Here is a 26,032-nt window from a genome sequence, read left to right as displayed (position 1 = left end):
ACACGGGAGAGCGCGGCGGCGTGAGGGCAGCGGGACGGTCGGGGCGGGTACGGGTCTGGGACCGGCTGGCGGCATGGGATCCCGGGCTGCTCAGGCTGACCGCGGGGCTGCGCACGGTCGTCTCGATCGCGCTCACCCTCGCGCTGCTCGCCGCGCTGCGCGCCCCGGTGCCGCTGCTGGTCGCCGGGGCCATCGCGGCCATGGTCTCGACCTTCGCGATCCGCGAGAAGCAGCGCCACCGGCAGGCCGTCAGCCTCGCGCTCGGCCTGCCCGTGGCGCTCGTCTCGGTCACCCTGGGCACCCTGCTGAGCCAGTACGTCGTCGCGGGCGACCTGTTCTTCGTCGCGCTCATGTTCAGCGCCGTCTACAGCCGCCGGTTCGGCGACCGCGGTCACGCGCTCGGGCTGATCGGCTTCCAGACGTACTTCCTCGCCCTGTTCGTGCACGCGACCCCGGATCTGCTGCCGAAGCTGTACGGCGTCGTCGGGATCGCGTTCGGCTGCGCCGCCCTGACCCGCTTCGTGCTGCTGCCGCAGACCCCGGCGGGCACGCTGGAGCGGCTGCGGCAGGCCTTCCGGGCCCGGCTCGCCCAGCTGATCGACACCCAGATCGAGCTGCTGGACGCCGGACCCGAGGACGCCGAGAAGGTCCTGGAGGAACTGCGCACCGGCACCGCGCGGCTGCACGACGCGGCGCTGCTGATCCAGGGCCGGCTGGAGGACGGCACCTCCGACGAGACGGTCGCCCGGCTGCTCCAGCGCCGCGTCGCGGACGCCGAGATCGCCGCCGAGCGGCTCGGCCTGCTGCTGCTCACCGCGCGCAGCGCCGAGCGCACCGACACCCTCACCCTGCACCTGCCCGGCGCCCCGCTGCCGTCGGGCGGCGAGCTGCCGGTGCGGGACGAGGCCAGGGCGGAGGTGCGCCGGGACCTCAAGGCGCTGCGGCTGCTGGCCCTGCGCCCGGCCGGCGAGGCCGCGGGCACCGCGCTCGCCCAGGTGCGCAACCGGCTGCTCGGCTATCGCGAGGAGGAGAACCTGCCCGAGGCCACCCCGGCCGTGCAGGACGTCTTCCGCGGTCTCGGCGAGACGGCGCGGGCCGCGCTGGGCCTGCGCCTCGCCCTTGACGGGCCGCAGGACGAGTCCGACGACTCCCCCGCCACCGCCCGCTCACGCGAGGAGCTGGACGCGGAGGACACCGCGATCGAGGTCAGCGAGGAGAACGAGCCCAGGGGCACGGAGCCGACCGGGCTGCGACGGCCCACCACCCGGGCCGCCGTCCAGATCGCCGTCGGCTCCTCGCTGGCCATCCTCGGCGGCGAACTGCTGTCCAGCCAGCGCTGGTACTGGGCTGTGCTGACCTGCTGGATCGTGTTCATCAACACCGCGTCCACCGGGGAGATCCTGGTCAAGGGCTACCGCCGGCTGGTCGGCACGGTGCTCGGGGTGATCGCGGGGATCGGGCTCGCCGGGCTGGTCGGGCCGCACACCTGGACGGCGTTCGCGCTGGTGCTGCTCCTCGTGTTCGCGATGTTCTACACCGCGCCGCTGTCCTACACGCTGATGTCGTTCTTCGTGACGGCGGCGCTCGGGCTGCTCTACACGCTGCTCAACACCTACACCGCGGCGGTGCTGGTGCTGCGGATCGAGGAGACGGCGCTGGGCGCGGCGTGCGGGGTGATCGCGGCGGCGGTGGTGCTGCCGATCCACACGAACCGCCGTACCAACGAGCTTCTCGTCAAGGTCCTCGACCGGCTCGCGGACGTCACCCGGGCCTCCGTCGACCAGCTCAGCGGCGGGGCGGGCGGCGATCTGGTGGAGCAGGCGCGGGAGCTGGACCAGGCGCTGGCCGACCTGCGCTCCGCCACCCAGCCGCTGACGCATCCCATCACCCCGATGCGGGCCCGCCGCGACACCGCCCGCTACGTGGTGGCGCTGCTGGAGACCTGCGCGTACCACGGGCGGTCCCTCGCGGCGACGGCGGAACTGCTGCCCACCCACCCCGCGATCGCGGCGGATCCCCGGCTGCGCGGGGCGGGCGGCCGGATCGTGGCGAACATCGAGACGATCGCCGCGCACGTGGCGGACCCGCGCACGGGGCGGCAGATCGAGACCGGCCCCAGCATCGCCTCGATGCTGGAGCCGGGAACCCTGCGCACCCCGCGTTACGGCCGGGTCACCGACCGGGTGCTGCGGCATCTGCAGCGCCTCGACGAGGCGGTCTCCGGCCTCGCCCGGCCGCTGGGGCTGCGGCCGGAGACGGCCTCGTCGAAGAAGCTGTGAGGCCCGCGGCGGGCGTTCACCCGCGCGCCCGCCGCCCGCGCGTCGCCCACCGCGGGCGCGTCGCTCACGCGGCCCCGCCGGAGCGGCGGCCCAGGACGTCGTCGCGGACGCGGGCGCAGCTACGGCTGATCAGCCGCGAGACGTGCATCTGGGAGATGCCGAGCCGGTCGGCGATGCGGCTTTGCGTCATGTCCTCGAAGAAGCGCATGTAGAGGATGGCCCGCTCGCGCTCCGGCAGCCGGCGCAGCCCCTCCTTGGCGGCCTCGCGGTCGACCACGACGTCGTACGACGTGTCGGCGGCACCGAGGGTGTCGGCGAGGCTGTACCCGTCGTCGCCGCTGGACAGTTCGGCGTCCAGCGACAGCGTGCTGAAGCTCTCCAGCGCCTCCAGGCCGGCGCTCACCTCGTCCTCGGTGAGCCCGGTGTGGGCGGCGATGGCGGCGACGGTGGGTTCGGGGCTGCCCGGGTTCTGGGTCAGCTCGCGGCGGGCCACACGGACCCGGTTGCGCAGTTCCTGGACCCGGCGGGGCACCCTCAGCGCCCACATCCGGTCCCGGAAGTGGCGCTTGACCTCGCCGGTGATGGTGGGCACGGCGTAGCTCTCGAACGCGCCGCGCGAGGGGTCGTACCGGTCGACGGCCTTCACCAGGCCAAGCGCCGCGACCTGGCGCAGGTCCTCCACGGACTCGCCCCGGTCGCGGAACCGGCCGGCGATACGGTGCGCCATGGGGAGCCAGGCGGCGACCAGTTCGTCGCGTACGGCGTCCCGCTCGGGACCCTCGTCCAGGGCCGCAAGCCGGGCGAACAGCTCCGCGGTCTCCGGGGCGTCGTCGTGGCTCCGCCGTGTCGCCTGGGTGGCGGTGGCGGTGGCGGGCGTGCCGGGACGGCTTGTCGACTTGTCGGTCAGCATGCGGAATCGCTCCTGAACGTGAGTCTGGGCGCGGCCGGAAGATTCCGGTTCTGGCCCGAACGGTGCTTGTCAGGGTTGCCGCGGGAACATCGGGGCCCGCCGGAAGGGGGGCCCAGTCATCCGACGTTTCCCACTGGGCGCGCGCCTCCGGTCCGAAGCACGAGATTCCGTCTGCCCCCCGGCCCGGTGGGCAAACACCCTTGCAAGGGAGAATCGGAGGCGCGGTGAAGGCGGGGGGCTCGGAGGCTTCACGGCTCGTGGTGAAGGCGGAGGTCGGGGGCTTGGCCCGCACACGTGTGCGGGCCGATGGTTCGCGGGACGACCCGCGGCGGCCTTCCGTTTCGGATGACCTGGCGACCGGCGACCCGGTGCCCCGGCCGCCCCCTTCGGACACCCGGACCCCGACGCCGCCGGCCGGAGCGCCCCGGCTCACGCCAGCGGCACGACCGCGGTGATGCGTTTGCCGCCGCAGGGGAGTTCGCAGACGCGGACGTCGCGGGAGAGATGGCAGATGATCGGCCAGCCTCGGCCGTGGCGCCGGGGGCAACCGGGCGGGGGCGCCTGCGCGACCGGCAGTTCGGTACTGCGGTCGCTCACCGAGACGCGGACGCCGGCGGAATCGACGTCGACGTCGAAGCCGGTGATGCCGCCGCCGTGAACGATGGCGTTGGTGGTGAGTTCCGAGGCGACCAGGAGTGCGTCGTCCATGGCCTCCGGGTCGAGCGGCAGATGGCGGGCCCGGCAGCGTTCGGCGACTGCGCGTCGTACCGCGGTGCGGGCGTCGGCCGGCCGGCGCGGGGGTTCCTCGACGGGTATGGAGTACGTGTCTGGCATCCCTTCCCTCCCTGAACGGTGCCGGAATCGCGCTCTCTCCCTCTTCGGCTGACCCTCAGCACGGCCCTCAAACACGGTCGGTACCGAAGTCATCACCGCGCCCGGAGGGGGTACCCGATGCGTATGACCGATGGCGTGGACGGCGACGAACTGCTGCGGCGCATCCAGCGGGGCCGGGACCGCGCGGCCGAGGAGCAGCGGCTCTGGGCGGACCGCGCCCAGAGCCTCGCGGCCGGCGAGCCGGAGCGGGCCCGGGAGGCCGCGGCCTCGGCGCGGGCCTACGAGGCCGTGTGGCGCGTGCTCGACGAGATCGTGCGGCCAGGCGCGCACCCCGTGGAGGCGGAGGGCGTGAGACGAGTCACCTGACCCCGATTACCAGGACGTACGTTCAGTGGTTTATCGTTCATCCATACGTGATGGCGGCGTGGGCCACGGAGCCCGCCGTGTCACCCGTGACTGCCCTGGCTGGTTTCCCCCGTCCAGCCAGGGCTTTTTCCTGCCCGGATGACGGCCGGTGCGAAGAAATCCGGTTCCTTCGAGGTGCCCTGCCCGCCGCCAGCGGCTGAAATGGGTGTACGCAACGCACCGGCCCCCACGAGAGGCACCGCAGTACCCGAACCGTCGCCGGCGAGGAGCCCGCGCCATGACCAAAGCGATAAAACTGCTGACCGCCCTGCCCCAGGCGCAGCGCGAACGCCTGATGGAGCTGGCCAAGGAGGTGTCCTTCCCGGAGGACACCCGCATCTTCGAGGCGGGCGGCGCGGCCGACCGGTTCTGGGTGATCCGCTCCGGCGCGGTCCACCTGGACCAGCAGGTCACCTCACGGCAGCGGGTGACCGTGGCCACACTCGGCGCGGGCGATCTGCTCGGCTGGTCATGGCTCTTCCCGCCGTACCAGTGGGACTTCGGCTCGGTGGCCTTCAGCAACGTCCGGGCCTACGAGTTCGACGGGCCCGCGGTGCTCGCCCTGTGCGTGGAGGACCCGCTGCTCGGCCTGTCCCTGGTGCGTTCGGTGGCCGAGATCCTCGCCCACCGCCTGGAGACCACCCGCGGCAAGCTGATGGACCAGTACACACTGGGCCGCCGCAGCCCGCTGTAACCCGCCTTCGCGGGGCGCGGTCGCCGTGCGCCGCGCCCCGCCCGGGCTCCCTCAGATCCGGTACCGCCGCAGCGCGGGCACCGCCGCCGCCAGAGCCAGCATCGCCGCGACGACCAGCACGCCGCCGCCCGCCACGGCCGCGCGCGGGCCGAACACGGAGCCGGCGGTGCCGTGCAACACGTCCGCGAGGCGCGGGCCGCCGGCCACCACGACCGTGAACACGCCCTGCATCCGGCCGCGCATCTCGTCGGTCGCGGCGGACAGCAGGATCGCGCCGCGGAACACCATCGAGACCATGTCGGCGATGCCGGCCAGGGCGAGGAAGGCCAGCGCGAGCCAGAGATTGCCGCTGAGCCCGAACCCGGCGATGGCCACGCCCCAGCCGACCACCGCCCCGATGACCATCCAGCCGTGCCGGCGGGCCCGCGAGAACACGCCGGAGAACAGCCCGCCGAGCACCGCGCCGACCGGGATCCCCGCGAACAGCACGCCGAGCGCGAGCCCCTCGCCCCAGGAGTGGTACGTCTGCGCGGCCAGTTGCGGGAACAGGGCGCGCGGCATGCCGAACACCATGGCGACGATGTCGGCGAGGAAGGACAGCAGCAGCACCTTGTGCCGGGATATGTAGCGGAACCCCTCGGCAATCTCGCGCACCCCGGCGCGGCGCGCGGGGCCGTCGCCGAGCGGGAGCAGCGGGGGCAGCCGGAAGACGGCCCACACGGTGACGCACAGCGCGAGGGCGTCGATGAGGTACAGCTCGGGCAGGCCGATGACCGGGATGAGCACACCGGCGAGCAGCGGGCCCGCCACCAGTCCGGTCTGCATCACCGTGGAGTTGAGCGCGTTGGCCGCGGGCAGCTCCCCGGCGGGCACCAGCCGGGCGATGGAGGCGTTGCGCGCCGGGGAGTTGAGGCCGAAGAACGCCTGCTGGAGCGCGAGCAGCACCATCAGGACGACGACGGAGTCCAGCTTGGTGGCGGCCTGCGCCCAGAACAGCAGCGAGGTCACCGCGATCCCGCTGTTGGTCCACAGCAGCAGCTTGCGCCGGTCCACGGTGTCCGCGACCGCCCCGCCCCACAGCGCGAACACCACCATGGGCACGAGCCCGGCCAGGCTGGCGTAGCCGACCCAGGCGGACGAGTGCGTGATGTCGTAGATCTGCTTGGGCACGGCGACGGCGGTGAGCTGGCTGCCCACGGAGGTGACGATGGTCGAGGACCACAGGCGCCGGTAGGCGGGGATGCGCAGCGGGCGGGTGTCCATCGCCCAGCGGCGCCAGCCGCGGTGGGGCGGAGTGTCGGCCGCCGGCGCGTCGCTGCCGGTCTCGGTACTGCTCTCGCTGGTGTTCACGGATGTCCTGGTTGCTCGTTACATCTTTTCGATTCGAGAGCCTAACTATCTCATCGGACAACGGCCGCGGGGGCAGGCGTGTGCGGCGCTCCCCCGGTCGCGGGTAGCTCCACGGTGACGCGCAGCCCGCCGGCGGGGCGCGGGGTGAGGGTGAGTGTTCCGTCGTGTGCCTGGGTGATGGTCTTGGCGATGGCCAGGCCGAGGCCGGCCCCCGCGTGGTCGGTGTGCACGCGCTCGGTGCCCCGCCGGAACGGTTCGGTGAGTGTCGGGACCAGCTCCGGGGCGACCTGCTCGCCGGTGTTCTCGACCGTGAGCACCACGCTGTCCGGGCGGACGCCGGTAGTCACCCACACGATGCCCTGTTCGGGCAGGTTGTGGATGATCGCGTTCTGCACGAGGTTCGTGGTGAGCTGCCGCAGCAGCGCCTGCGATCCGGTCGTGGGGGTGATGTCGCCGCGGGTCCCGAGGGTGACGCCACGCTTCTCCGCGAGGGGCAGGAGCGTTTCGGTGACGTCCTCCGCGATGAGGGACAGGTCGACGTGTTCTCGGGTGAAGGACCGCTGCTCGGCTCGGCTGAGCAGGAGCAATGCCTCGGTGAGGCCGATCGCCCGGGTGTTGACGGTGTGGAGGCGGTCGAGGACCTCCCCCGCGTCGCGGTGCGGATCGGCGCGGGCCACATCAAGGATGGCCTTCGAGATCGCCAGCGGGGTGCGCAGCTCGTGCGAGGCGTTGGCCGCGAATCTCCGATGTTCGGCGACGTGTGCTTCCAGGCGTCCCAGCATCGTGTCGAAGGCGTCGGCGAGTTCGCGGAACTCGTCTTCGCGGCCCGGCAGCCGGATCCGGTGGGAGAGCGATCCGGTGGCGGCCAGGCGGGTGGCGTCGGTGACGCGGGTCAGCGGGGCGAGTATCCGGCCGGCGAGAGTCCACCCGCCCACGAGACCGAGCACCAGCAGGAACGCCAGGACCACGGCCGCCCTCGGAACGAAGACGCGCAGGAGGTTGGACCGGATGGGGAAGACGCCATGCGTGGGGGTGCCCGTGACGATGAGCGCGCGCTCGGGCACGTAACGCAGGAGGAACACCCACACCGCCGCGAGCAGCAGGACGCCGGCGAGGAGGAGGAATCCGGTGTAGCTGAGGGTGAGCTTGAGGCGCACGCTCGGCCCCGGTGCCCTATCCACGCTCGCCACCCGCGTCTGCGGCCCGTGGCCGCGTGTCGATGCGGTAGCCGACGCCTGGCACCGTGGCGATGATCCCGGGTTCGCCGAGACGCTTGCGCAGCGCCGAGACGGTGATGCGCACGGCGTTGGTGAAGGGGTCGGCGTTCTCGTCCCACGCGCGCGCCAGGAGTTCCTCGGCGCTGACGACACCCCCTTCGGCGGCGACGAGGACTTCGAGCACGGCGAACTGCTTGCGGGTGAGCGCGACGTAACGGCCGTCCCGGTAGAGCTCGCGGCGGAACGCGTCCAGACGCAGGCCCGCGATCTCCCGCACGGGTGGTCTGCTGTGGGCGCGCCTGCGGTCGAGTGCTCTGAGCCGGAGCGCGAGTTCCCGGAGTTCGAACGGTTTGGTGAGGTAGTCGTCGGCGCCGAGCGCGAAGCCGGACGCCTTGTCGTCGAGACGGTCGGCGGCGGTGAGCATGAGGATGGGCATGCCGCTGCCGGAGGCGACGATGCGTGCGGCGATCTCGTCACCGGAGAGCCCGGGGATGTCGCGGTCGAGGACGGCGATGTCGTAGGCGTTGACACTCAGCAGTTCCAGAGCGGTGTCGCCGTCACCCGCGATGTCGGCCGCGATCGCCTCCAGGCGCAGACCGTCGCGGATGGCTTCCGCCAGAAAGGGTTCGTCCTCGACGATCAGCACGCGCATGCTCTTGATGCTACGAGCCGGCGCATATCGTCGGCGTATCGGGAATCCCATACGTCCCGGCAACGCGACGCGGCGTTGACTGGCGGCATGAACGGAACAGACACGGCGGAGACCGGGCAGGGCGGCGCCGGCCGCCGGGAGACCGGCGCCGGGACCCGGCGCGCGCGCGTCCGCCGGGCGATACGCGCCGCCTCCCGGCCCGGGCCCTGGCAACGCGGCCCGCTGCTCGCGTCACTGGCGCTGCTGCTCGGGCTGCTCATGCTGCTGCACGCGAAGATCCCGAACCGGGGCCTCGGGAACCTCGGCAGCCTGGTGGAGAGCTTCCTGCCGTGGTTCGGCCTGTTCGTGCCCCTGCTGCTGGCCGGGGCGCTGTGGCGCCGCTCCGCCGCCGCGGTGGTCGCGCTGCTGCTGCCGGTCGTGGTGTGGCTGAACCTCTTCGGCGGGCTGCTCGGCGACAAGTCCCACCCCGGCGGCGACCTCACCCTGGCCGAGCAGAACGTCAACGCCGACAACCCCGACCCGGCCGGCACCGCACGCGACCTGGCCGCCTCCGGGGCGCAAGCGCTGGCCCTGGTGGAGCTGACCCCGCACGCGACGCCGCTGTACGAGAAGGGCCTGGCGAAGGCGTACCCGTACCACACGGTGCAGGGCACGGTCGGGCTGTGGAGCAAGCTGCCGCTGTCGGACACCCGGCCGATCGACATCATGGACTACGGGCCGCTGGCGGCCACCAAGCCGGCCGACAAGAAGCTGGCCGCGAACCGGGCGCTGCGCACCACGGTGGCCACCGACCACGGGCCACTGACGGTGTACGTGGCCCACCTGGGGTCCGTACGGGTGAATCCCAGGGCGGGCTTCTGGACCGCCTCGCGGAACATAGGCGTGCGGGCGCTCGGCAAGGCCGTCGCCGCCGATCCAAGTGAGCGGGTGGTGCTGCTCGGCGACCTGAACGGCACCACGGACGACCGCGCGCTCGCCGGCCTCACCGCGCGGATGCACTCGGCCCAGGACGCGGCCGGGGACGGCTTCGGCTTCAGCTGGCCGGCCGGGTTCCCGGTGGTGCGGACCGACCAGATCCTGGTCAGAGGCGTGCGGCCGGAGAAGGCGTGGGTGCTGCCGGCCACCCGCAGCGACCACCTGCCGGTGGCGGCCGCGATCAGCTGGTGACCGAGCAGGACGTCAGCCGACGAGCAGCGAGGCGCCCAGCACGAGCATGGTGAGGGCGACCAGACCGTCCAGGATCCGCCAGGCGCCGGGCCGGGCCAGGTACCGGCCGAGCAGCCGGGCGCCGAAGCCGAGCGCGGTGAACCAGCACAGGCTGGCGAGCGCGGCGCCGAGCCCGAAGGTCCAGCGCAGCGGACCCCGGTCGGCGGCGAGCGAGCCCAGCAGGAACACGGTGTCCAGGTAGACGTGCGGATTGAGCCAGGTCATCGCGAGGCAGGTGAGCACGGCCCGGCGCCGGGATCCGGCCGCCTCGCCCGCCACGGTCAGCCCGGTCCCGGTGGGCCGGACGACCCGCCGGGCGGCCAGCGCGCCGTAGCAGATCAGGAAGACGCCGCCGACGATCCCGACCGCCCTGACCGCGCCGGGCCACGCCACCACGACCGCGCCGACGCCGCCGACGCCAAGCGCGATGAGCACCGCGTCGGACAGGGCGCAGATGCCGACCACGGCGAGTACGGCGTCCCGGCGCACCCCCTGCCGCAGGACGAAGGCGTTCTGGGCGCCGATGGCGACGATCAGGGACAGGCCGGTGCCGAAGCCGGCGACCGCGGCGGTCAGGGCGGTGTGGTTCATGGGACCGACGCTAAGGAAACCGGCCTCTCAAGTACAGCTAAAGATTCTTACGTATCATTAGCGCCTGTGATGGACCTTCCCCTGGACCAGGTGCGGACGCTGCTCGCGGTGGTGGACGAGGGCACCTTCGACGCGGCGGCCGCCGCCCTGCACGTGACGCCGTCGGCGGTCAGCCAGCGGGTCAAGGCCCTCGAACAGCGCACCGGGCGGGTGCTGCTCCAGCGGACCAAACCGGTGCGGCCCACGGACTCCGGCGCGGTGCTGGTGCGCTACGCCCGCCAGCTCGCCCGGCTGGAGCGGGACGCATGGGGCGAGCTGGGTCTCAGCGGCGCCGGGGAGCCCACCCGGGTGTCGGTCGCGGTGAACGCGGACTCGCTGGCGACCTGGTTCCTGCCCGCGCTGAGCCGGGTGCCGGGGCTCTGCTTCGAGCTGCACCGCGAGGACGAGGGCCATACGGCGGTCCTGCTGCGCGAGGGCCTGGTGATGGCGGCGGTGACCTCGTCGCCCGACCCGGTGCCCGGGTGCACCGCGCGTCCGCTCGGCCGGATGCGCTATCTCCCCGTCGCCGAGCCGGAGTTCGCCCGCACCCGGATCGCCGGGCGGCCCCTGCCGGAGGCCCTCGCCGCTGCGCCCGTGGTGGTCTTCGACCGCAAGGACGACTTCCAGGACGGCTACGTCCGCCGCCTGGGCGGCGTCTCGGCCGCTGCGCTGCGGCATTACGTGCCCACCTCGGAGGGCTTCCTGGACGCCGTCACCGCGGGCCTCGGCTGGGGCATGGTCCCGGAGGTCCAGGCGCACCCCCTGCTGGACGAGGGCCTGCTGACCCTTCTCGCGCCGGGCGAGTGGATGGAGGTCACCCTGTACTGGCAGCAGTGGAAGCTCGACTCCCCCGCCCTGGCGGCGCTGGCCGACGCGGTGACGGCCACGGCGGCACGGGCGCTGCGGGGTTGAGGCAAAGGAGGGTCGAGGCACAGGAGGTGCCAGGGAGACCTCGCGGTGGCCGAAGTCCCGTGGGGCGCCCGCGGATTCGCCGCCCGTTGCGGTCGCGGCCGTTTCACACCGCTCCGACCGGTCACCCGCAACCGGAACGCCTTCGACAGGACACGGACGACCCCCGATCCGATCCAGGAGACTTCCATGGAGAACTGGCGCGATCATGCCGCGTGCCGGCACGAGGACCCCGATCTCTTCTTCCCCATCGGTACCACCGGGCCCGCGCAGGTGCAGGCCGAGCGGGCCAAGGCGGTGTGCCGGCGCTGCCCGGTCCGAGAGCAGTGTCTCGACTGGGCGTTGGACACCGGTCAGGGCATCGGCATCTGGGGCGGTACCGACGAACCGGAGCGCCGGTCGCTGCGCCGCCGGGCTGCCCGCTCCCGCCCGCGCTCGGGCTGAACCGGCACCGGCTCAGCGTCCGCCGCGGCGCAGGGTCCCCCACTCCCGTTCCTGGCGGGCCACCTCCGCCCTGGCCGCCTCGATCACCTCGTCGGCGATCCAGCACAGCGGCTCGGCGTCGGCGACCAGGGGCTCGTTGTCGGGGCCGCGGCCGCTCTCGCGGCCCTTGAGCACCCAGGGGCGCACGCCGGGGCCCTTGTCGTGCGGGAGGTGCGCGTAGTCGTACAGGCGGCGGGCCACCCAGAGTTCCGGTGAGCGGTCACCCCACCAGTCCTCCACGTCGAGCGGGTTGGCGGACAGGCCGGGCATCGGGACGCCGGTGAGCTCGTCGGTGCTGGAGACGGCCTGGAGATCGAGACCGGGACCCTTGGACCAGCGCACGTACAGGCCGCGGTGCCGGCCGAGCAGGGCGGCCGCCTCGGCCAGCGTGGAGACGGTCGGCAGGGAGTCCGGTGCGCTCATGACCTCCGGAGTACCCACGGCGCGCACCCGGAACCGGACCACCGCGTTCCGGTGCTACGGCTCCCCGGCGCCGCCCCACGGCTCCTCGCCCGGCGCCGGTGCCGCGGGCAGCCGCAGCGTGAACACCGCGCCCTGGCCGGGCTCGCTCGCGGCCCGGGCCGTACCGCCGTGCGCGGCGAGCAGGTGGCGGACGATCGGGAGCCCGAGGCCGCTGCCCCCGGTGCGGCGGCTGCGGGACTTCTCGGCGCGCCAGAACCGCTCGAAGACGTGCGGCAGGTCCTCGGCGGCGATGCCGGAGCCGGTGTCGGCGACGGTGAGCACGGCGTCGGCGGCGTCCCGGCGGGCCGTCAGGGTGACCGTGCCGTCGGCCGGGGTGTGCCGCAGGGCGTTGGAGACGAGGTTGCCGAGCGCCTGCCGCATCCGTACCGGGTCGGCGTCCAGCCAGACGGCCGGCTCCGCCTCGGTCACCAGCGTGACCCCGGCCGCGTCGGCGGCCACCCGGTGGGCGGCGGCGACCTGGTCGAGCAGCTCGCCGGCGGACAGCGGTTCGCGGTGCAGCCGCAGGGTGCCGGCCTCGGCGGCCGCGAGGTCCTGGAGGTCGTCGATGATCCGCTGGAGGACGAGCGCCTCCTCGTGCAGGGAGTCCAGCAGGCCCGGGTCCGGGTCGACGACGCCGTCGCGCATCACCTCCAGCCAGCCGCGGATGTTGGTGAGCGGGCTGCGCAGCTCGTGCGCGATGTCGCTGACCATGGCCTTGCGCTGGGCCTCCAGGCGTTCGCGGCGCTCGGTGAGTTCGTTGAACGCCTCCGCGAGGATGCCCGTCTCGTCGCGGGTGGTCACCGGCACCCTGACGTGCTGCTCGGGCGGCGCCTGCGCGGCCGCGGTCAGCGCGCGCAGCGGCCGGACCAGCCGGATGGCGACGGCGGCGGTCACGGCGACGGTGACGGCGAGGACCAGTCCGGCCGCGGAGACCACCTTGGCCTTGTTCTGGGGGGACATGTCGAAGCGGGACGGGTTCCGGTCGCCGATGCCGAGGAACAGGTCGGCGGCCGGGGCGACATAGGGCTCCAGCTGGGCGCGGCGGGCGGTGAGCACACAGGTCCGGGCCGAGCGCACGGTGGCGCCGTCGGCCTGCCCCGTGAGCTTGGCGAGCAGCGGGCCGCCGCCGAAGTGATCCTCGGCGGTCGGGTCGAAGGCGAGGAACAGCGGGCCGTCGCCGGTCTCCAGGCCCGCCTGCTTCAGACAGGGGCGGGCGAGGTCGGACAGCGCGTCCAGGGCCTTGCGTTCGGTGGGCGTGGGGGCGACGAGCCGGTCGTCCTCGCACCCCGTCACGCCGTAGCGGGAGGGGGTGGCGCCGTCGGTGCCGGTGAGCACGGGGCGCCCGCCGGGGGTGTGCAGCACCGTGGTCCGGAGGCCGTAGTCGGCGTAGCACTTCCTGCCCCGGGTGGCCAGCGCGTCCAGTTCGGCGCGTTCGCGCGCGGGCAGCCGGTAGGGGCCGACGGCGCGCGGGTCGATGCCGCTGAGCTGGGCGCCGGTCTCGCTGTAGGTGTCGGTGCGCAGCGGGTCGACGCTCGCGGCGGGCCGGGGCGGCAGCGGGGTGCCGCGCGGCGCGGAGTCGGCGACGAGGGTGCGGTCGGGCGTGGTGAGCGCGATCCGGCGGCCGGTCCGGGCGGCCAGGTCCCGCACGGACCGCCGGACGCCGGACCAGTCGGAGTGGGTGGCCGCGTACCCGCTGAGCTGGGCGAGGATGCTGTTGTCGGCGGCGAGGTCCTGGCCCTGTTCCTCCTTGAGGGCGCTGGTGGTGGTGGTCACCGCGAGCCAGGCGGTGGCCGCCACCGAGCAGACGGCGATCAGGGCGGAGACGGACAGCAGCCGGACGAGGAGCCGCTTGCGCAGCGGGATCCGCCGCCGCGCGGGGGGTCTCACGGCCGGCCGCTGAGCTTGTAGCCGACGCCGAACACGGTGAGCAGCCGTACCGGACGCCGGGAGTCGGCCTCTATCTTGCGGCGCAGGTTCATGATGTGGACGTCGACGGCGCGTTCGGTGGAGGACCGGTCGAACCCCCGGGTGCAGTGCAGGAGTTGTCGCCGGGTGAACACCCGCTCCGGCTCCGCCGCCATCGCCAGCAGGATCTGGAACTCGGCCGGGGTGACGTCCACCGGCACGCCGTCGCAACGTACTTCGTGGCGCCCGGGGTCGACGCTGATCCCGGCGGCCCGCACCGCCGGGTCGTCGCCGCGGACGCCCGCGACGCGTCCGCTGCGCCGCAGCACCGTGCGGATGCGGGCCATCAGCTCGCGCGGGCTGTACGGCTTGGTGAGGTAGTCGTCGGCGCCCAGTTCGAGGCCGAGCAGCAGGTCGTCCTCGCCGGAGCGGGCGGTGAGCATCACCACGGGGACGTCCAGCTCCCCGTCCTCGCCGCGTAGTCCGCGGCAGACGCCGAAGCCGTCCAGGACCGGCAGCATCAGGTCGAGGACGAGGAGGTCGGGCCGCAGGCGCCGGGCCGTGGCGAGCGCGGCCGCGCCGTCGTGCACCACCGTCGCGGTGTGTCCCTCGGCCAGCAGGGAGCGGCGGATCAGTTCGGCCTGCTTCTCGTCGTCCTCGGCGACCAGCACATGTGCGCACACGAGTCGGATCCTAAGCCGCTCCTGAGCCGCTCAGGTCGCGAGCCAGTCGGCGTACCCCATCGCGACGACCGGGTGCCGGGCCGGGTCGAGGGTGCGCAGGAGGTCCTTCATGTGCGCCTTGGCCACGCTGACACAGCCGTGGGTGGGGCCGCCGTGGTCGACGTGCAGCCAGACTCCCCCGCCGCGCTTCGGGCCGAGGGGGCGGGTCCAGTCCAGCGGTGAGGTGCCGGGCTCGCGGTTGTAGTCGATGGCGATGACGTAGTCGAAGGAGCCGTCCAGGGGTTCGCCCTCGAAGCCGGTGCCGGGCGAGTGGAATCCGCTGGACCGGTGGTACGGCAGCCGGCTGCCGGGGTCGGGCAGCAGTCCCCCGGCGTCGGAGAGGGTGTACACGCCGAGCGGGGAGCGCAGGTCGCCCAGCATGTGGTGGGCGCTCCAGCCGTGCAGCGCGTTGTGTGCGGGCCAACTCGGGCTGGGCCGCCAGCCGTTCGCGGTGCGCTGGTGCAGGACGACCGTGCACTGCGGGGAGTCGGGGCCACGTCCGGTGGCGACGACGGCCTGGGTGCACTGCCGCGGTATCGCCGCCGACCGGGTGGGGCCGAGCCCGGGTATGCCCTGGGGGGTGTGCTCGGCCTGGGAGGTGGTGCCGGTCGCGGGCGCCGGGCGGCTGGACCGCGCCCGGTGCCCGGCCTTCCCGGCTCTCCCGCCGCAGCCGGTGAGCAGCAGCGGGGAGGCGAGGAGGGATACGGCGGTTCTGCGGTTGATCATGTCGTCGACGATGGCCGACGAATATGAGGAATTGGTAAGAACTCAGGCCTTGTTCGGCTTGCCCTCGGTGTACAGCCAGGTCCGGAAGAGGGAGTTCAGCGACGTGCCCGACTCCCGTTCCGCGAGCCGTTCGAACTGCGTCGTGGTGCCGTGTCCGTCGCGGTGCTCGGTGGCCCAGCCGCGCAGGATCCTGAGGAACGTCCGGTCGCCGACCGCCTTGCGCAGCTCGTGCAGGGCCATGGCGCCGCGGTCGTAGACGGGCGTGCCGAAGATGTTCTCGCCGCTGCCCGGGTCGCCGGGCGGGTAGGCCCACAGCTCGTCGCCCGCCGGGCGGGCGTAGAGGGCGTCGAAGGTCTTCTGGGCGCTGTCGCCGCCGTGTTGTTCGGAGTAGAGCCACTCGGCGTAGGTGGCGAAGCCCTCGTTGAGCCAGATGTCCTTCCAGGAGGTCAGCGACACCGAGTCGCCGTACCACTGGTGGGCGCTCTCGTGCACCAGGGTGAGGATGTCGGGCGCGGAGTCGTAGAGCGGGCGGGTCTGGGTCTCCAGGGCGTAGCCGACGTCGGCGTGGTCCACGATGGATCCGGCGGACTTGAACGGGTAGGGCCCGAACAGCTTGCTCTCCCACTCCAGGACCGACGGCAGTTGCCTGAGCACCGGGGCCGCGTCCTCGGCCTCGCGGGGGTCCACGGCGTCGTAGATCCGGATGCCGTCACGGGTGGTGTACTGCCGGACCTGGAAGGTGCCGATGGTGGCGGTGGCGAGGTAGGCGGCCATGGGCTCGGTCTCGCGCCAGCGGAAGGTGGTCTCGCCCTTGGCGGTGCGCCGGCCGAGCAGGGTGCCGTTGGCGACGGCGGTGCGGCCCTCGGGCACGGTGATCGTGAAGTCGTACGACGACTTGTCGCTGGGGTGGGCGTTCGCCGGGAACCAGGTCATCGCGCCCTGGGGCTCGCCCGCGACGAAGGCGCCGTCGTCGGTCGGGATCCAGCCGTCCGCCGAGCCGTCGGGGTCGGTGACGGGCTCGGGGGTGCCGTGGTAGGCGACGGTGACCCTGAAGTCCTGCCCGGCGCGCAGGGCGTGGCGCGGGGTGACGAGGAGTTCCTGCCCGGAGCGCTTGAAGGACGCTGCGGTGCGGTCGACGGTGACGCCGCCGACCGTCAGGCCCTTCAGGTCGAGGTCGAAGCGGGTGAGCGGCTGGGTGGCGCGGGCGGTGAGGATCGCGGTGCCGTCCAGCCGGCCGCCGCTCCGGTAGCGCAGCGTCAGGTCGTAATGGCGCACGTGGTAGCCGCCGTTGCCGCTGAGCGGGAAGTAGGGGTCGCCCGCGCCGGCCGCGCCGGTGGTGCCCGCCCCGGCCGGTCCGGCGCCGAGGAGTGCGGCCACGGCGACGGGGACGGTGGCGAGGACCGTCCCGCGGCCGAGACCGGGGGTACGACGGCGTGCGGGCTGTCTGCGGCGTGGCGTCACGTGCGCTCCTCGGAAGGTGGCTGGTGCTCGGCTGGCCCACAGACTAGAGGCGCCGATGTCGTCGGGTCTCCGATTCATTCTGGCCATCCGCCGGCCGTGTCGCCGCCCGGCACATTCCGGGCCCGCCGGACGGCCGAACGGCGGTGCCGGGTGCGGGCCGCGCCCTCGTCGCCGAACGGCGGCTGCGCGGCCCGCGCAGTACGCTCGCCGAAAGCGGCCGCCGTGATGAAGGAAGGGCCAGACCGTGAGCGTGCGCGTACGCCGGATCTATGAATCGCCCGAGCCGGACGACGGGCTGCGGGTGCTGGTCGACCGGCTGTGGCCGCGCGGCCTCGCCAAGGAGGCCGCGCACGTCGACGAGTGGCCCAAGGGGCTCACCCCCTCGGCCGAGCTGCGCACCTGGTTCCACGGCGGCGGCTCCTACGAGGAGTTCCGCCACCGGTACGAGGCGGAGCTGGACGCCCCCGAGGCCGCCGGGCTGCTCGACGGCCTGCGCACGTCGGTCCGCAAGGGGCCGGTGACCCTCCTGACGGCGACGAAGACGCCGGAACGCAGCCACGCCCAAGTGCTCCTGGAACTGCTCGGCGGCTGAGGTCAGCCGGTGTGCCGGGCCGCGTGCCGGCCCGCGGCGCGTCCCGAGAACAGGCAGCCGCCGAGGAAGGTGCCCTCCAGGGAGTTGTAGCCGTGCACCCCGCCGCCGCCGAAGCCGGCCACCTCGCCCGCCGCGTACAGCCCCTCGACCGGGGTGCCGTCGGCGCCGAGGGCGCGTGAGTCGAGGTCGGTCTGGATGCCGCCGAGCGTCTTGCGGGTCAGCACGTGCAGCCGTACGCCGATGAGGGGGCCCGCCGCCGGGTCGAGGAGGCGGTGCGGGGCGGCCACCCGGCCGAGGCGGTCGCCCAGGTACCGGCGGGCGTTGCGGATGCCCTGGATCTGCGAGTCCTTGCTGTACGGGTTGGCCATCTGAAGATCGCGGGCCTCGATCTGGCGGCGCACCTCGGCCGCGTCCAGCAGCGGCTCCCCGGTGAGGCCGTTCATCTTCTCGACCAGCCGCTCCAGCCGGTCCGCTGTGACGAAATCGGCGCCCTTGTCGAGGAACGCCTGCACCGGCCCTGGGGCGCCCTTGCCGAAGACGCGGTCGCGCAGCACCGCCTTGCGGTCCTTGGCCGTGATGTCGGGGTTCTGCTCGGAGCCGGAGAGCGCGAACTCCTTCTCGACGATCTTCCGGGTGAGGATGAACCAGGAGTGGTCGTAGCCCGCGATGTCCTCGGTGGTGCGCAGGTACTTGAGGGTGCTCAGCGTGTCGTAGCCGGGCAGGCAGGGGTCGGGCAGCCGGCGGCCGAGGGCGTCCAGCCAGATGGAGGAGGGGCCGGGCAGGACGCGGATGCCGTGGCCGGGCCAGACGGGGTCCCAGTTCCGCAGGCCCTCGGTGTAGTGCCACATCCGGTCCCGGTTGACCAGGCGTACGCCGGCCGCCGCGCTGATGTCGAGCATGCGGCCGTCGACGTGGGCGGGGACGCCGGTGACCATCCGGGCGGGGGGCGTGCCGAGCCGCGCGGGCCAGTAGCGGCGCACGATGTCGTGGTCGGCACCGATGCCTCCGGTGGTCAGGACGACGGCCTGGGCGGTGAGTTCGAAGTCGCCGGCGCGTTCGCGGCTGGAGGCGACGCCGCGCGGGGCGTCGTCGGCGGCGAGGACGGTGCCGCGCACGCCGCGGGCGGTGCCGTCCTCGATGACCAGGTCGTCCACCTGGTGGCGGTGGTAGAAGGTCAGCAGTCCGTCCCGGGCGGCCTGCCGGGCGTACCGGACGAAGGGCTCGACCACTCCGGTGCCGGTGCCCCAGGCGATGTGGAAGCGGGGCACGGAGTTGCCGTGCCCGTCGGCCCTGAGGTCGCCGCGCTCGGCCCAGCCGACGGTGGGCAGCAGTTCGATGCCGTGTCCCTGGAGCCAGGACCGCTTCTCGCCGGCCGCGAACTCCACGTAGGCGCGGGCCCATCGCACCGCCCAGGAGTCCTCGTCCGCGATCCGGTCGAACCGCGCGCTGCCCCGCCAGTCGTTCCAGGCCAGGTCGAAGGAGTCCTTGATGCCGATGCGGCGCTGTTCGGGCGAGTCCACGAGGAAGAGCCCGCCGAAGGACCAGTACGCCTGGCCGCCGAGGTTGGCGGCGTTCTCCTGGTCCACCAGGGCCACCCGGCGCCCCCGGCTGGTGAGTTCGTGTGCCGCGACCAGGCCGGCGAGGCCCGCTCCGACGACGATGACGTCCGCGTCCATGGCGTGGAGGTTCCTTCCTCAGTACGTCGATCCAGCACTTCGCGTCAGTGCGTGAGTGCGTCAGTGCGTGAGTGCGTCAGTGCGTGAGTGCGTCAGTGCGTCTGTGCGGCGCCGTCCGGCGTGCCGCCGCCGTCCGTGAGCAGCGCGGTGAGCAGCTGCTTGAGCCAGATCCGCGCGTGCTCGACGTCCTTGTCCAGGAGGAGCTGGGTGGTGACGCCGTCGTAGGCCGCGACCACGGCGTGCGCGGCACCGGCCACGTCGCCGAGCACGGCGGGGAGTCCGGTATGGCCCCGGGCCCGGAAGAGGCGGTCGGCGACGGCCTCGCGGAGCCGGGCGCGATGGTCGAGGAGGGCGCGGGCGACCCGCGGGTCCCGGGCCGCGTGCACCAGGAAGTCGGTCTTGACCAGCAGCCAGTCCACGTCGAGCAGCAGCACCTCGGTGACGCGGTCCACGGCGGCCGGTACGTCGAGGCCGGGGCCGTCCTCTGCGAGGGCGCCCGCGACCTGGTCGGCGATGAGGTCGGCGCGCTCCTGGTAGAGGGCGAAGAACAGCTCGTCCAGGGTGGCGAAGTTCGAGTAGAAGGCGCCCCGGCTGTACCCGGCCGCCTCGCAGATCTCCTCGATGGAGACGCGCCCGAAACCCTTGGCCGCGAACACCCGGAACGCGGCGTCGAGCAGCCGGGCGCGGGTGTGCACCCGGCGCCGGGTGACGCGTCTGGCGGTCTCCTGCACCACGGCACCTCCGTTCGATACGCGAATGTATCCGATACGGCGATGTATCGAAAGAGCCCTGGACCGGCGACCTCGTCGGCGATCAAATGGGAACGTATTTTCGAATAAGAGGTACGCTGGCCTCATGGCCACGCACCTCCAGGGCTCCCTGTTCGACCAGACCGACGAGCTGCGCCTCGGCCCCCTGAGGGGGCTGAGCCGGACCGTGCTGGGCGCCGGCGCCTGGATCGACGTGCTGCCCGGCTGGCTGACCGGTGCCGACGCCCTCTTCGAGCGGCTCGCGGCGGAGGTCCCCTGGCACGCCGAGCGGCGGAAGATGTACGACCAGGTCGTCGCCGTACCCCGCCTGCTGGCCTTCTACGGGGCCGCGGACCCGCTCCCCCACCCCGTCCTGGACGAGGCCCGCGCCGCCTTGTCCCGGCACTACGCGGGAGAGCTGGGCGAGCCGTTCACCACCGCCGGGCTGTGCTACTACCGCGACGGCCGGGACAGCGTGGCCTGGCACGGCGACCGGATCGGCAGGGGCGCCCGCGAGGACACCATGGTCGCGATCCTCTCCGTGGGCGAGCCCCGCGATCTGCTGCTGCGCCCGGCCGGCGGGGGCGGCGCCACGGTACGGCGGCCGCTCGGGCACGGCGATCTGATCGTGATGGGCGGCTCCTGCCAGCGCACCTGGGAGCACTGCGTGCCGAAGACGGCGCGGGCGGCGGGACCGCGGATCAGCATCCAGTTCCGGCCGCACGGCGTGCGCTGATCTGATTGGCTGTCCCCCCGACGATCACTGGCACTCGGGCGCGGAGAGACCATGCGGGCAGAGGTACACGAAGTCGCCGACGGCACCTACCTGGTGCACGGCAACCACGTCAACTGGGTGATTCTGAAGGACGGGGACGATCTCACCCTGATCGACACCGGTTACCCCGGGGACCGGCCTGGGGTCCTGGAGTCCCTCGCGGCGGTGGGCGGTTCACCGGAGGCGGTCGCCGCGGTGCTGATCACCCACGCGCACAACGACCATCTGGGCTCGGCCGAGTACCTGCGCGCCACGTACGGCACGCCCGTCTACCTCCACCCGGCCGAAGTCCCGCACGCCCGGCGGGACTTCCTGCACCAGGCGACCATCGGCGACGTGGTCCGCAACGCGTGGCGGCCGGGCATGCTGCCCTGGGCCGCGCACGTCGTCAAGGTCGGCGGCACCGCGCACAACCCGGTCACCGCGCCCGAGCCGTTCCCCGGCGCGGGCGCGCTCGACCTGCCGGGCCGGCCGGTGCCCGTGCACACCCCCGGCCACACCGACGGGCACTGCGCCTACCACCTGCCCGAGGCCGGCATCGTGGTCTCCGGCGACGCCCTGATCAGCGGGCACGCCGTGTCGCGCGTCAAGGGGCCGCAGCTCCTGCCCGGCTTCTTCCACCACGAGCGCGGCGGGGTGCTGGCCTCCCTGGACGTGATCGCCGCGCTCGACGGCGACACCCTGCTGCCCGGTCACGGCCCGGTCCACCGGGGCGCGGTGCGCGCCGCCGCCGAACAGGCCCGGGACCGGGCCACCCGCGGCTCCCGTACGCGCGGCGGGAGTTGACGCGGATCACGTGTGCGGGACCACCGCCACCGGGCAGTCGGCGTGGTGCAGCACCCCGTGTGCGACGGAGCCGATGCGGGCGCCCACGGCGGTGCGCCGGGCCCGGCGGCCGACGACCATCAGCTGGGCGCGGCCGACGAGCGACAGCAGCACCTGCGCCGCGCTGCCCATCTCCACCTGCTCGGCCACGGGGACCTCGGGGAACCGCTCGCGCCAGGGCCGCAGGGCGTCGGCCAGCGCCTGCTTCTCGTACGGTTCGAGACCGCCGGCCTCGTCCAGCAGCCTGAGCGAGCCGGGGCTGTAGGCGAAGACCGGCGGCAGGCTCCACGCCCGTACGGCGCGCACGGTGGCGCCGCGGGCCGCCGCCGCCTCGAAGGCGAAGCGCAGCGCGTCCGCGCTGTCCTCGGCGTCGCCGTGCTGGCCGACCACCACCTCCCGCCCGGCGGCCTCCAGGGCCGCGCGGTCGCCCGCGCGCACCAGCACCACGGGCCGGGCGGCCTCGGCGATGACGTGCTGTCCGACCGAGCCCAGCAGGAAGCCGACCACCCGCCCGTGTCCGCGCGAGCCCAGGACCAGCATCTCCGCGTCCCGGGCCGCGCGGCCCAGCGCCTCGACGGCGCCCTCCTCGACCACGTCGACGCCCACCGTGAGTTCCGGATGCCGCCCGGCGACCTGACGCACCGCCTCCGCGACGCCCTGCTCGGCCCACCCCCGCTGGGTGTCCCGGTCGCCGGCGAGCTTCTCGGCGTGGTGCCACGCGTGCAGGACCCGCAGGGGCAGCCCCCGGCGCACGGCCTCCCGGGCCGCCCAGTCCAGCGCGGCCAGGCTCTCCTCCGTGCCGTCCAGCCCTGCCGTGATCGCGCGTGTCATGCGTGGCCTCCTCGTGGTGCCGCCCGTTCCTGCTGCTGGTGCCCACTATCGGACACCGCGTGCCCCCGGCGGACCCCGGCCCTCCGCGCTCCCGGGCCGAGCCGGGGTATCGGGGCGAAGCCGGACGATCGAACATACGATGGGCTCGTACCGGTGCGGTGGCCCGACGCCACCGGCCCGCGGTATTCCGACGCTCGGGGTGGGAGATCCATGACAGAGGCCGCGCCCAGCGCACAGGCCCCGATGACACCGGCCGCCGACGCGACGCGGACCGTCATCCTGACCGTGGACGACGACCCGGGGGTCTCCCGTGCCGTCGCCCGCGACCTGAGACGCCGCTACGGGGCGTCGTACCGGATCGTGCGCGCCGAGTCCGGGCCGTCCGCGCTGGAGGCGCTGCGCGAACTGAAGCTGCGCGGCGATCTGGTGGCGGTGATCCTGGCCGACTACCGCATGCCGCGGATGAACGGCATCGAGTTCCTGGAGCAGGCGCTCGACGTGTACCCGGGAGCGCGGCGGGTGCTGCTGACCGCGTACGCGGACACGAACGCGGCGATCGACGCGATCAACGTGGTCGACCTCGACCACTATTTGCTCAAGCCCTGGGATCCGCCGGAGGAGAAGCTCTATCCGGTCCTGGACGATCTCCTCCAGGCATGGCGCGCCAGCGACCACAAGCCGGTGCCGAGCACCAAGGTGGTCGGGCACCGCTGGTCGGCGCCGTCCTCGGACGTGCGGGAGTTCCTGGCCCGCAATCAGGTGCCCTACCGCTGGTACTCGGTGGACGAGCCGGAGGGGCGGCGGCTGCTGGCCGCGGCCGGGCAGGACGGGCAGCGGCTGCCGGTGGTGGTCACCCCGGACGGCTCGGCGCTGGTCGAGCCGGAGGCGCCCGAACTGGCCGCGCGGGTGGGCCTGGCGACGACCCCCACGGCCGACTTCTACGACCTCGTGGTGATCGGCGGCGGCCCGGCCGGGCTCGGCGCGGCCGTGTACGGGGCCTCGGAGGGGCTGCGCACGGTGCTCGTGGAGCGCTCGGCGACCGGCGGGCAGGCCGGGCAGAGTTCCCGCATCGAGAACTACCTGGGCTTTCCCGACGGCGTCTCGGGCGCCCAGCTCACCGACCGGGCCCGGCGGCAGGCGGCCCGGTTCGGCGCCGAGATCCTGACCGCGCGCGAGGTGACGGGGCTCGAGACGGGCGGCGCCGCGCGGGTCGTGCGGTTCTCGGACGGTACGGCGATCGCCGCGCACAGCGTGATCCTGGCGACCGGCGTGCAGTACCGGCAGCTGGCGGCGGGCGGCTGCGCCGAGCTGACCGGCTGCGGGGTGTACTACGGCTCGGCGCTCACCGAGGCGGCCTGCTGCCAGGGCCAGGACGTGTACATCGTCGGCGGCGCCAACTCGGCGGGCCAGGCGGCGATGTACCTCGCCCGGGGCGCGAAGTCGGTGACGCTGCTGGTGCGCGGGGCGGACCTGTCGGCCTCGATGTCCCACTACCTGGTCCAGCAGATCGACGAGGCGCCGAACATCGAGGTGCGCTGCCGCACGGTGGTGGACGCGGCCCACGGCTCGGGGCACCTGGAACAGCTGACGCTGCGTCACCTGGAGACCGGCGAGACCGAACGGGTCGACGCCCAGTGGATGTTCGTGTTCATCGGCGCGGCCCCGCTGACCGACTGGCTCGGCGACAGCGTGCTGCGCGACGAGCGCGGCTTCATCCTGGCCGGGCCCGACCTGACCGCCGACGGGCGGCCGCCGGCCGGCTGGGAGCTGGACCGGCCGCCGTACCACCTGGAGACCAGCGTGCCCGGGGTGTTCGTGGCGGGCGACGCGCGCGCCGAGTCCGCCAAGCGCGTCGCGTCCGCCGTCGGCGAGGGAGCCATGGCCGTCATGCTCGTCCACCGGTACCTGGAGCAGTCGTGAGCGGGCAGGTCATGCCGTGCGACCCGAAGGAGATCCGGTCGCTCTTCCTCTTCGAGAAGCTCGACGCCGGGCAGTTGGGGCGGCTGTGCGCCCAGGGGCGGGTGGAGCTGTTCCAGCCGGGCCCGGTGTACACCGAGGGCGACCCGGCGACCTGCTTCTTCGTGATGGTCGAGGGCACGGCGGTGATCTCGCGCCGGGTCGGCGGGGACGACGTGGAGGTCGCCCGCACCTCGCAGCGCGGTGTGTACGGCGGCGCGATGCAGGCGTATCTGGGCGACCGGGTGCGGCAGGTGTACACCAACTCGATGCGGGTCACGGAGCCGACGCGGTTCTTCGTGCTGCCCGCGGACCTCTTCGCGGACGTGATGCACGAGTGGTTCCCGATGGCGGTGCATCTGCTGGAGGGCCTGTTCATGGGATCGAAGAACACCCAGGCGGCGATCGGGCAGCGGGAGCGGCTGCTGGCGCTCGGCTCGCTGTCGGCGGGGCTCACGCACGAGCTGAACAACCCGGCGGCCGCGGCCGTGCGCGCCACCGCCACCCTGCGGGAGCGGGTGGCGAAGATGCGGCGCAAGCTGGCCGTGATCGCCGAAGGGCCCTTCTCCCGGGACGCGTTGGCGAACCTGGTGGAGATCCAGGAGCGCACCGCGGAGCGGGTGGCGAAGGCCCCGGCGCTGAGCCCGCTGGAGGCCGCCGACCGGGAGGACCTGCTCGGGGACTGGCTGGACGACCACGGCGTGGGCAACGGCTGGCAGTTGGCACCGGTCTTCGTCCAGGCGGGACTCGACGTCGACTGGCTGGAGCAGGTCGCGGCGGCCGTGGACGAGGAGATCCTGCCGGGCGCGATGGGCTGGCTCAACTACACCGTCGAGACCGAGCTGCTGATGAGCGAGATCGAGGACGCCACCACCCGCATCTCGCACCTGGTGGACGCGGCCAAGCAGTACTCGCAGCTTGACCGGGCGCCGTACCGGGCGGTGGACGTGCACGAACTCCTGGAGAGCACCCTGCTGATGCTGTCGGCGAAGACCGGCTCGGGCATCCGGGTGGTCAAGGACTACGACCGGACGCTGCCGCCGGTGCCCGCCTACCCGGCCGAGCTGAACCAGGTGTGGACCAACCTCGTCGACAACGCGGTGTCCGCGATGCGGAGTTCGGGCGGCGAGGGCACGCTGACGGTGCGTACCGCGCGCGAGCACGACCGGCTGCTGGTGGAGTTCCGGGACACCGGGCCCGGCATCCCGCCGGAGATCAGGGGCCGGATCTTCGACCCGTTCTTCACCACCAAGCCCGTCGGCGAGGGCACCGGGCTCGGCCTGGACATCTCCTGGCGGATCGTCGTCAACAAGCACCACGGCACGCTGCGGGTCGACTCGGAGCCCGGCGACACCCGTTTCCAGGTGTTGCTGCCGCTGACCGCCGAGCGGCCCGGACCGGCCGGGGAACGAACGAAGGAGGCCTCATGAGCGGCGTCGAAGGCATCGAACCGGGCGTCCCGCCCAGCGGCACCGGTTGCGTGGAGTGCGAGGCGACGGGCGGCTGGTGGTTCCATCTGCGCCGCTGCGCCCAGTGCGGGCACATCGGCTGCTGCGACGACTCGCCCGACAAGCACGCCACCGCGCACTACCGGGCCACCGGTCATCCGGTGATCCGCAGCTTCGAGCCGGACGAGGGGTGGTTCTGGAACTACGCCACCGAGGAGTTGTTCACCGAGGGACCCGAACTCGCCCCGCCGGCCTCGCATCCCGCCGACCAGCCGGTGCCGGGCCCGGCGGGGCGGGTACCGGAGGACTGGGCGCGGACGCTGGGCTGAGCCGGC

At 73.4% G+C, this 26,032-nt stretch carries 26 protein-coding genes; 12 read left to right on the top strand and 14 right to left on the bottom strand.

Features of this window, described 5'->3' with window-relative positions; translation table 11 throughout:
• Positions 1–20 precede the first annotated feature (20 nt).
• Entirely contained in the window at positions 21–2,279 is a 2,259-nt protein-coding gene (locus tag AB0927_RS24075; protein ID WP_366669762.1) for an FUSC family protein, read from the top strand.
• A gap of 64 nt (positions 2,280–2,343) precedes the next feature.
• On the opposite strand, the gene AB0927_RS24070 is transcribed toward AB0927_RS24075, so the two are convergent.
• The gene (locus AB0927_RS24070) at positions 2,344–3,189 is read right to left on the bottom strand and encodes a SigB/SigF/SigG family RNA polymerase sigma factor (RefSeq protein ID WP_366669761.1); all 846 of its coding nucleotides are present in this window, start codon (positions 3,187–3,189) and stop codon (positions 2,344–2,346) included.
• Positions 3,190–3,618: 429 nt separating this feature from the next.
• A complete protein-coding gene (locus AB0927_RS24065; RefSeq protein ID WP_366669760.1) occupies positions 3,619–4,023 on the bottom strand; it encodes an ATP-binding protein in 405 nt (134 codons plus the stop codon).
• A gap of 117 nt (positions 4,024–4,140) precedes the next feature.
• On the opposite strand from AB0927_RS24065, the gene AB0927_RS24060 reads away from it, so the two are divergent.
• Both AB0927_RS24060 and AB0927_RS24055 read left to right on the top strand, forming a co-directional pair.
• Positions 4,141–4,389 (top strand): hypothetical protein, encoded by a 249-nt coding sequence (locus tag AB0927_RS24060; RefSeq protein ID WP_366669759.1) that lies wholly within the window; start codon positions 4,141–4,143, stop codon positions 4,387–4,389.
• A 277-nt stretch (positions 4,390–4,666) separates the two neighbouring features.
• Complete coding sequence (locus AB0927_RS24055; RefSeq protein ID WP_366669758.1) at positions 4,667–5,122, top strand: cyclic nucleotide-binding domain-containing protein; 456 nt, start codon at positions 4,667–4,669, stop codon at positions 5,120–5,122.
• A 51-nt stretch (positions 5,123–5,173) separates the two neighbouring features.
• Here the strand turns inward: AB0927_RS24055 and AB0927_RS24050 are convergent, their stop codons facing one another.
• The 3 genes from AB0927_RS24050 to AB0927_RS24040 are packed head-to-tail and all read right to left on the bottom strand — an operon-like array spanning position 5,174 to position 8,341.
• Positions 5,174–6,472, bottom strand: a complete 1,299-nt coding sequence (locus AB0927_RS24050; RefSeq protein ID WP_366669757.1) for an MFS transporter — start codon at positions 6,470–6,472, stop codon at positions 5,174–5,176.
• Positions 6,473–6,522: 50 nt separating this feature from the next.
• A complete protein-coding gene (locus AB0927_RS24045; RefSeq protein ID WP_366669756.1) occupies positions 6,523–7,653 on the bottom strand; it encodes a HAMP domain-containing sensor histidine kinase in 1,131 nt (376 codons plus the stop codon).
• Positions 7,646–8,341 carry a response regulator transcription factor gene (locus AB0927_RS24040; protein ID WP_366669755.1) on the bottom strand — a complete coding sequence of 232 codons (696 nt, stop codon included), beginning with the start codon at positions 8,339–8,341 and terminating at the stop codon, positions 7,646–7,648. Before AB0927_RS24040 ends, AB0927_RS24045 begins: the two co-directional genes overlap by 8 nt.
• Positions 8,342–8,428: 87 nt before the next feature.
• Here AB0927_RS24040 and AB0927_RS24035 point away from each other — a divergent pair, with 87 nt between their 5' ends.
• On the top strand, positions 8,429–9,508 hold the full coding sequence (locus tag AB0927_RS24035) for an endonuclease/exonuclease/phosphatase family protein (RefSeq protein WP_366669754.1): 1,080 nt from the start codon (positions 8,429–8,431) through the stop codon (positions 9,506–9,508).
• A gap of 12 nt (positions 9,509–9,520) precedes the next feature.
• Here AB0927_RS24035 and AB0927_RS24030 read toward each other — a convergent pair whose 3' ends face one another.
• Positions 9,521–10,138: a LysE/ArgO family amino acid transporter gene (locus tag AB0927_RS24030; protein ID WP_366669753.1), complete on the bottom strand. Its 618-nt coding sequence runs from the start codon at positions 10,136–10,138 to the stop codon at positions 9,521–9,523.
• 69 nt (positions 10,139–10,207) lie between these two features.
• Between AB0927_RS24030 and AB0927_RS24025 the strand changes: the two genes are divergently transcribed.
• Both AB0927_RS24025 and AB0927_RS24020 read left to right on the top strand, forming a co-directional pair.
• Positions 10,208–11,089: a LysR family transcriptional regulator ArgP gene (locus tag AB0927_RS24025; RefSeq protein ID WP_366669776.1), complete on the top strand. Its 882-nt coding sequence runs from the start codon at positions 10,208–10,210 to the stop codon at positions 11,087–11,089.
• A gap of 186 nt (positions 11,090–11,275) precedes the next feature.
• A complete protein-coding gene (locus AB0927_RS24020; RefSeq protein ID WP_366669752.1) occupies positions 11,276–11,530 on the top strand; it encodes a WhiB family transcriptional regulator in 255 nt (84 codons plus the stop codon).
• Positions 11,531–11,542: 12 nt separating this feature from the next.
• Here AB0927_RS24020 and AB0927_RS24015 read toward each other — a convergent pair whose 3' ends face one another.
• The 5 genes from AB0927_RS24015 to AB0927_RS23995 are packed head-to-tail and all read right to left on the bottom strand — an operon-like array spanning position 11,543 to position 16,845.
• Positions 11,543–11,992, bottom strand: coding sequence for a DUF6098 family protein (locus AB0927_RS24015; RefSeq protein WP_366669751.1), 450 nt, complete (start codon positions 11,990–11,992; stop codon positions 11,543–11,545).
• 54 nt (positions 11,993–12,046) lie between these two features.
• The gene (locus AB0927_RS24010) at positions 12,047–13,918 is read right to left on the bottom strand and encodes a HAMP domain-containing sensor histidine kinase (RefSeq protein WP_366669750.1); all 1,872 of its coding nucleotides are present in this window, start codon (positions 13,916–13,918) and stop codon (positions 12,047–12,049) included.
• On the bottom strand, positions 13,915–14,619 hold the full coding sequence (locus AB0927_RS24005; RefSeq protein WP_366669749.1) for a response regulator transcription factor: 705 nt from the start codon (positions 14,617–14,619) through the stop codon (positions 13,915–13,917). Before AB0927_RS24005 ends, AB0927_RS24010 begins: the two co-directional genes overlap by 4 nt.
• A gap of 30 nt (positions 14,620–14,649) precedes the next feature.
• A complete protein-coding gene (locus AB0927_RS24000) occupies positions 14,650–15,384 on the bottom strand; it encodes a L,D-transpeptidase family protein (RefSeq protein WP_366669748.1) in 735 nt (244 codons plus the stop codon).
• A gap of 42 nt (positions 15,385–15,426) precedes the next feature.
• Positions 15,427–16,845: a M1 family metallopeptidase gene (locus AB0927_RS23995; RefSeq protein WP_366669747.1), complete on the bottom strand. Its 1,419-nt coding sequence runs from the start codon at positions 16,843–16,845 to the stop codon at positions 15,427–15,429.
• 244 nt (positions 16,846–17,089) lie between these two features.
• Between AB0927_RS23995 and AB0927_RS23990 the strand changes: the two genes are divergently transcribed.
• Positions 17,090–17,437, top strand: coding sequence for a DUF488 family protein (locus AB0927_RS23990; RefSeq protein ID WP_366669746.1), 348 nt, complete (start codon positions 17,090–17,092; stop codon positions 17,435–17,437).
• Between the two features lie 2 nt (positions 17,438–17,439).
• Here the strand turns inward: AB0927_RS23990 and AB0927_RS23985 are convergent, their stop codons facing one another.
• Positions 17,440–19,113 carry an FAD-binding dehydrogenase gene (locus AB0927_RS23985; protein ID WP_366669745.1) on the bottom strand — a complete coding sequence of 558 codons (1,674 nt, stop codon included), beginning with the start codon at positions 19,111–19,113 and terminating at the stop codon, positions 17,440–17,442.
• Between the two features lie 92 nt (positions 19,114–19,205).
• The gene (locus AB0927_RS23980) at positions 19,206–19,844 is read right to left on the bottom strand and encodes a helix-turn-helix domain-containing protein (protein WP_366669775.1); all 639 of its coding nucleotides are present in this window, start codon (positions 19,842–19,844) and stop codon (positions 19,206–19,208) included.
• A gap of 124 nt (positions 19,845–19,968) precedes the next feature.
• On the opposite strand from AB0927_RS23980, the gene AB0927_RS23975 reads away from it, so the two are divergent.
• Together AB0927_RS23975 and AB0927_RS23970 are read left to right on the top strand one after the other, a co-directional pair.
• Positions 19,969–20,598, top strand: coding sequence for an alpha-ketoglutarate-dependent dioxygenase AlkB (locus tag AB0927_RS23975; RefSeq protein WP_366669744.1), 630 nt, complete (start codon positions 19,969–19,971; stop codon positions 20,596–20,598).
• Between the two features lie 51 nt (positions 20,599–20,649).
• The gene (locus AB0927_RS23970) at positions 20,650–21,423 is read left to right on the top strand and encodes an MBL fold metallo-hydrolase (protein WP_366669743.1); all 774 of its coding nucleotides are present in this window, start codon (positions 20,650–20,652) and stop codon (positions 21,421–21,423) included.
• Positions 21,424–21,429: 6 nt separating this feature from the next.
• On the opposite strand, the gene AB0927_RS23965 is transcribed toward AB0927_RS23970, so the two are convergent.
• Positions 21,430–22,293 (bottom strand): universal stress protein, encoded by an 864-nt coding sequence (locus AB0927_RS23965; RefSeq protein ID WP_366669742.1) that lies wholly within the window; start codon positions 22,291–22,293, stop codon positions 21,430–21,432.
• Between the two features lie 243 nt (positions 22,294–22,536).
• Here AB0927_RS23965 and AB0927_RS23960 point away from each other — a divergent pair, with 243 nt between their 5' ends.
• The 3 genes from AB0927_RS23960 to AB0927_RS23950 are packed head-to-tail and all read left to right on the top strand — an operon-like array spanning position 22,537 to position 26,026.
• Positions 22,537–24,213 carry an FAD-dependent oxidoreductase gene (locus AB0927_RS23960; protein ID WP_366669774.1) on the top strand — a complete coding sequence of 559 codons (1,677 nt, stop codon included), beginning with the start codon at positions 22,537–22,539 and terminating at the stop codon, positions 24,211–24,213.
• Positions 24,210–25,679 carry an ATP-binding protein gene (locus AB0927_RS23955; protein WP_366669741.1) on the top strand — a complete coding sequence of 490 codons (1,470 nt, stop codon included), beginning with the start codon at positions 24,210–24,212 and terminating at the stop codon, positions 25,677–25,679. The genes AB0927_RS23960 and AB0927_RS23955 overlap by 4 nt, the downstream gene beginning before the upstream one ends.
• Positions 25,676–26,026: a UBP-type zinc finger domain-containing protein gene (locus tag AB0927_RS23950; RefSeq protein ID WP_366669740.1), complete on the top strand. Its 351-nt coding sequence runs from the start codon at positions 25,676–25,678 to the stop codon at positions 26,024–26,026. The genes AB0927_RS23955 and AB0927_RS23950 overlap by 4 nt, the downstream gene beginning before the upstream one ends.
• Positions 26,027–26,032: the final 6 nt, after the last annotated feature.

Origin of the sequence: Streptomyces sp. NPDC048106, assembly GCF_040706415.1 — a bacterium.
Lineage (GTDB): Bacteria > Actinomycetota > Actinomycetes > Streptomycetales > Streptomycetaceae > Streptomyces.
Note: the sequence above shows the minus strand (reverse complement) of the source record. Positions and strands in the feature narration are given on the sequence as shown.

What these genes read in the sequence shown, in the direction of transcription:
- AB0927_RS24030 (WP_366669753.1), bottom strand. Translation starts at nt 10,138, where the DNA reads ATGAACCACACCGCCCTGACCGCCGCGGTCGCCGGCTTCGGCACCGGC.
- AB0927_RS24040 (WP_366669755.1), bottom strand. Translation starts at nt 8,341, where the DNA reads ATGCGCGTGCTGATCGTCGAGGACGAACCCTTTCTGGCGGAAGCCATC.
- AB0927_RS23975 (WP_366669744.1), top strand. Translation starts at nt 19,969, where the DNA reads ATGGCCACGCACCTCCAGGGCTCCCTGTTCGACCAGACCGACGAGCTG.
- AB0927_RS23960 (WP_366669774.1), top strand. Translation starts at nt 22,537, where the DNA reads ATGACACCGGCCGCCGACGCGACGCGGACCGTCATCCTGACCGTGGAC.
- AB0927_RS24070 (WP_366669761.1), bottom strand. Translation starts at nt 3,189, where the DNA reads ATGCTGACCGACAAGTCGACAAGCCGTCCCGGCACGCCCGCCACCGCC.
- AB0927_RS24065 (WP_366669760.1), bottom strand. Translation starts at nt 4,023, where the DNA reads ATGCCAGACACGTACTCCATACCCGTCGAGGAACCCCCGCGCCGGCCG.
- AB0927_RS24035 (WP_366669754.1), top strand. Translation starts at nt 8,429, where the DNA reads ATGAACGGAACAGACACGGCGGAGACCGGGCAGGGCGGCGCCGGCCGC.
- AB0927_RS24025 (WP_366669776.1), top strand. Translation starts at nt 10,208, where the DNA reads ATGGACCTTCCCCTGGACCAGGTGCGGACGCTGCTCGCGGTGGTGGAC.
- AB0927_RS24060 (WP_366669759.1), top strand. Translation starts at nt 4,141, where the DNA reads ATGCGTATGACCGATGGCGTGGACGGCGACGAACTGCTGCGGCGCATC.
- AB0927_RS23965 (WP_366669742.1), bottom strand. Translation starts at nt 22,293, where the DNA reads ATGACACGCGCGATCACGGCAGGGCTGGACGGCACGGAGGAGAGCCTG.
- AB0927_RS23950 (WP_366669740.1), top strand. Translation starts at nt 25,676, where the DNA reads ATGAGCGGCGTCGAAGGCATCGAACCGGGCGTCCCGCCCAGCGGCACC.
- AB0927_RS24015 (WP_366669751.1), bottom strand. Translation starts at nt 11,992, where the DNA reads ATGAGCGCACCGGACTCCCTGCCGACCGTCTCCACGCTGGCCGAGGCG.
- AB0927_RS23970 (WP_366669743.1), top strand. Translation starts at nt 20,650, where the DNA reads ATGCGGGCAGAGGTACACGAAGTCGCCGACGGCACCTACCTGGTGCAC.
- AB0927_RS24055 (WP_366669758.1), top strand. Translation starts at nt 4,667, where the DNA reads ATGACCAAAGCGATAAAACTGCTGACCGCCCTGCCCCAGGCGCAGCGC.
- AB0927_RS23985 (WP_366669745.1), bottom strand. Translation starts at nt 19,113, where the DNA reads ATGGACGCGGACGTCATCGTCGTCGGAGCGGGCCTCGCCGGCCTGGTC.
- AB0927_RS24020 (WP_366669752.1), top strand. Translation starts at nt 11,276, where the DNA reads ATGGAGAACTGGCGCGATCATGCCGCGTGCCGGCACGAGGACCCCGAT.
- AB0927_RS24000 (WP_366669748.1), bottom strand. Translation starts at nt 15,384, where the DNA reads ATGATCAACCGCAGAACCGCCGTATCCCTCCTCGCCTCCCCGCTGCTG.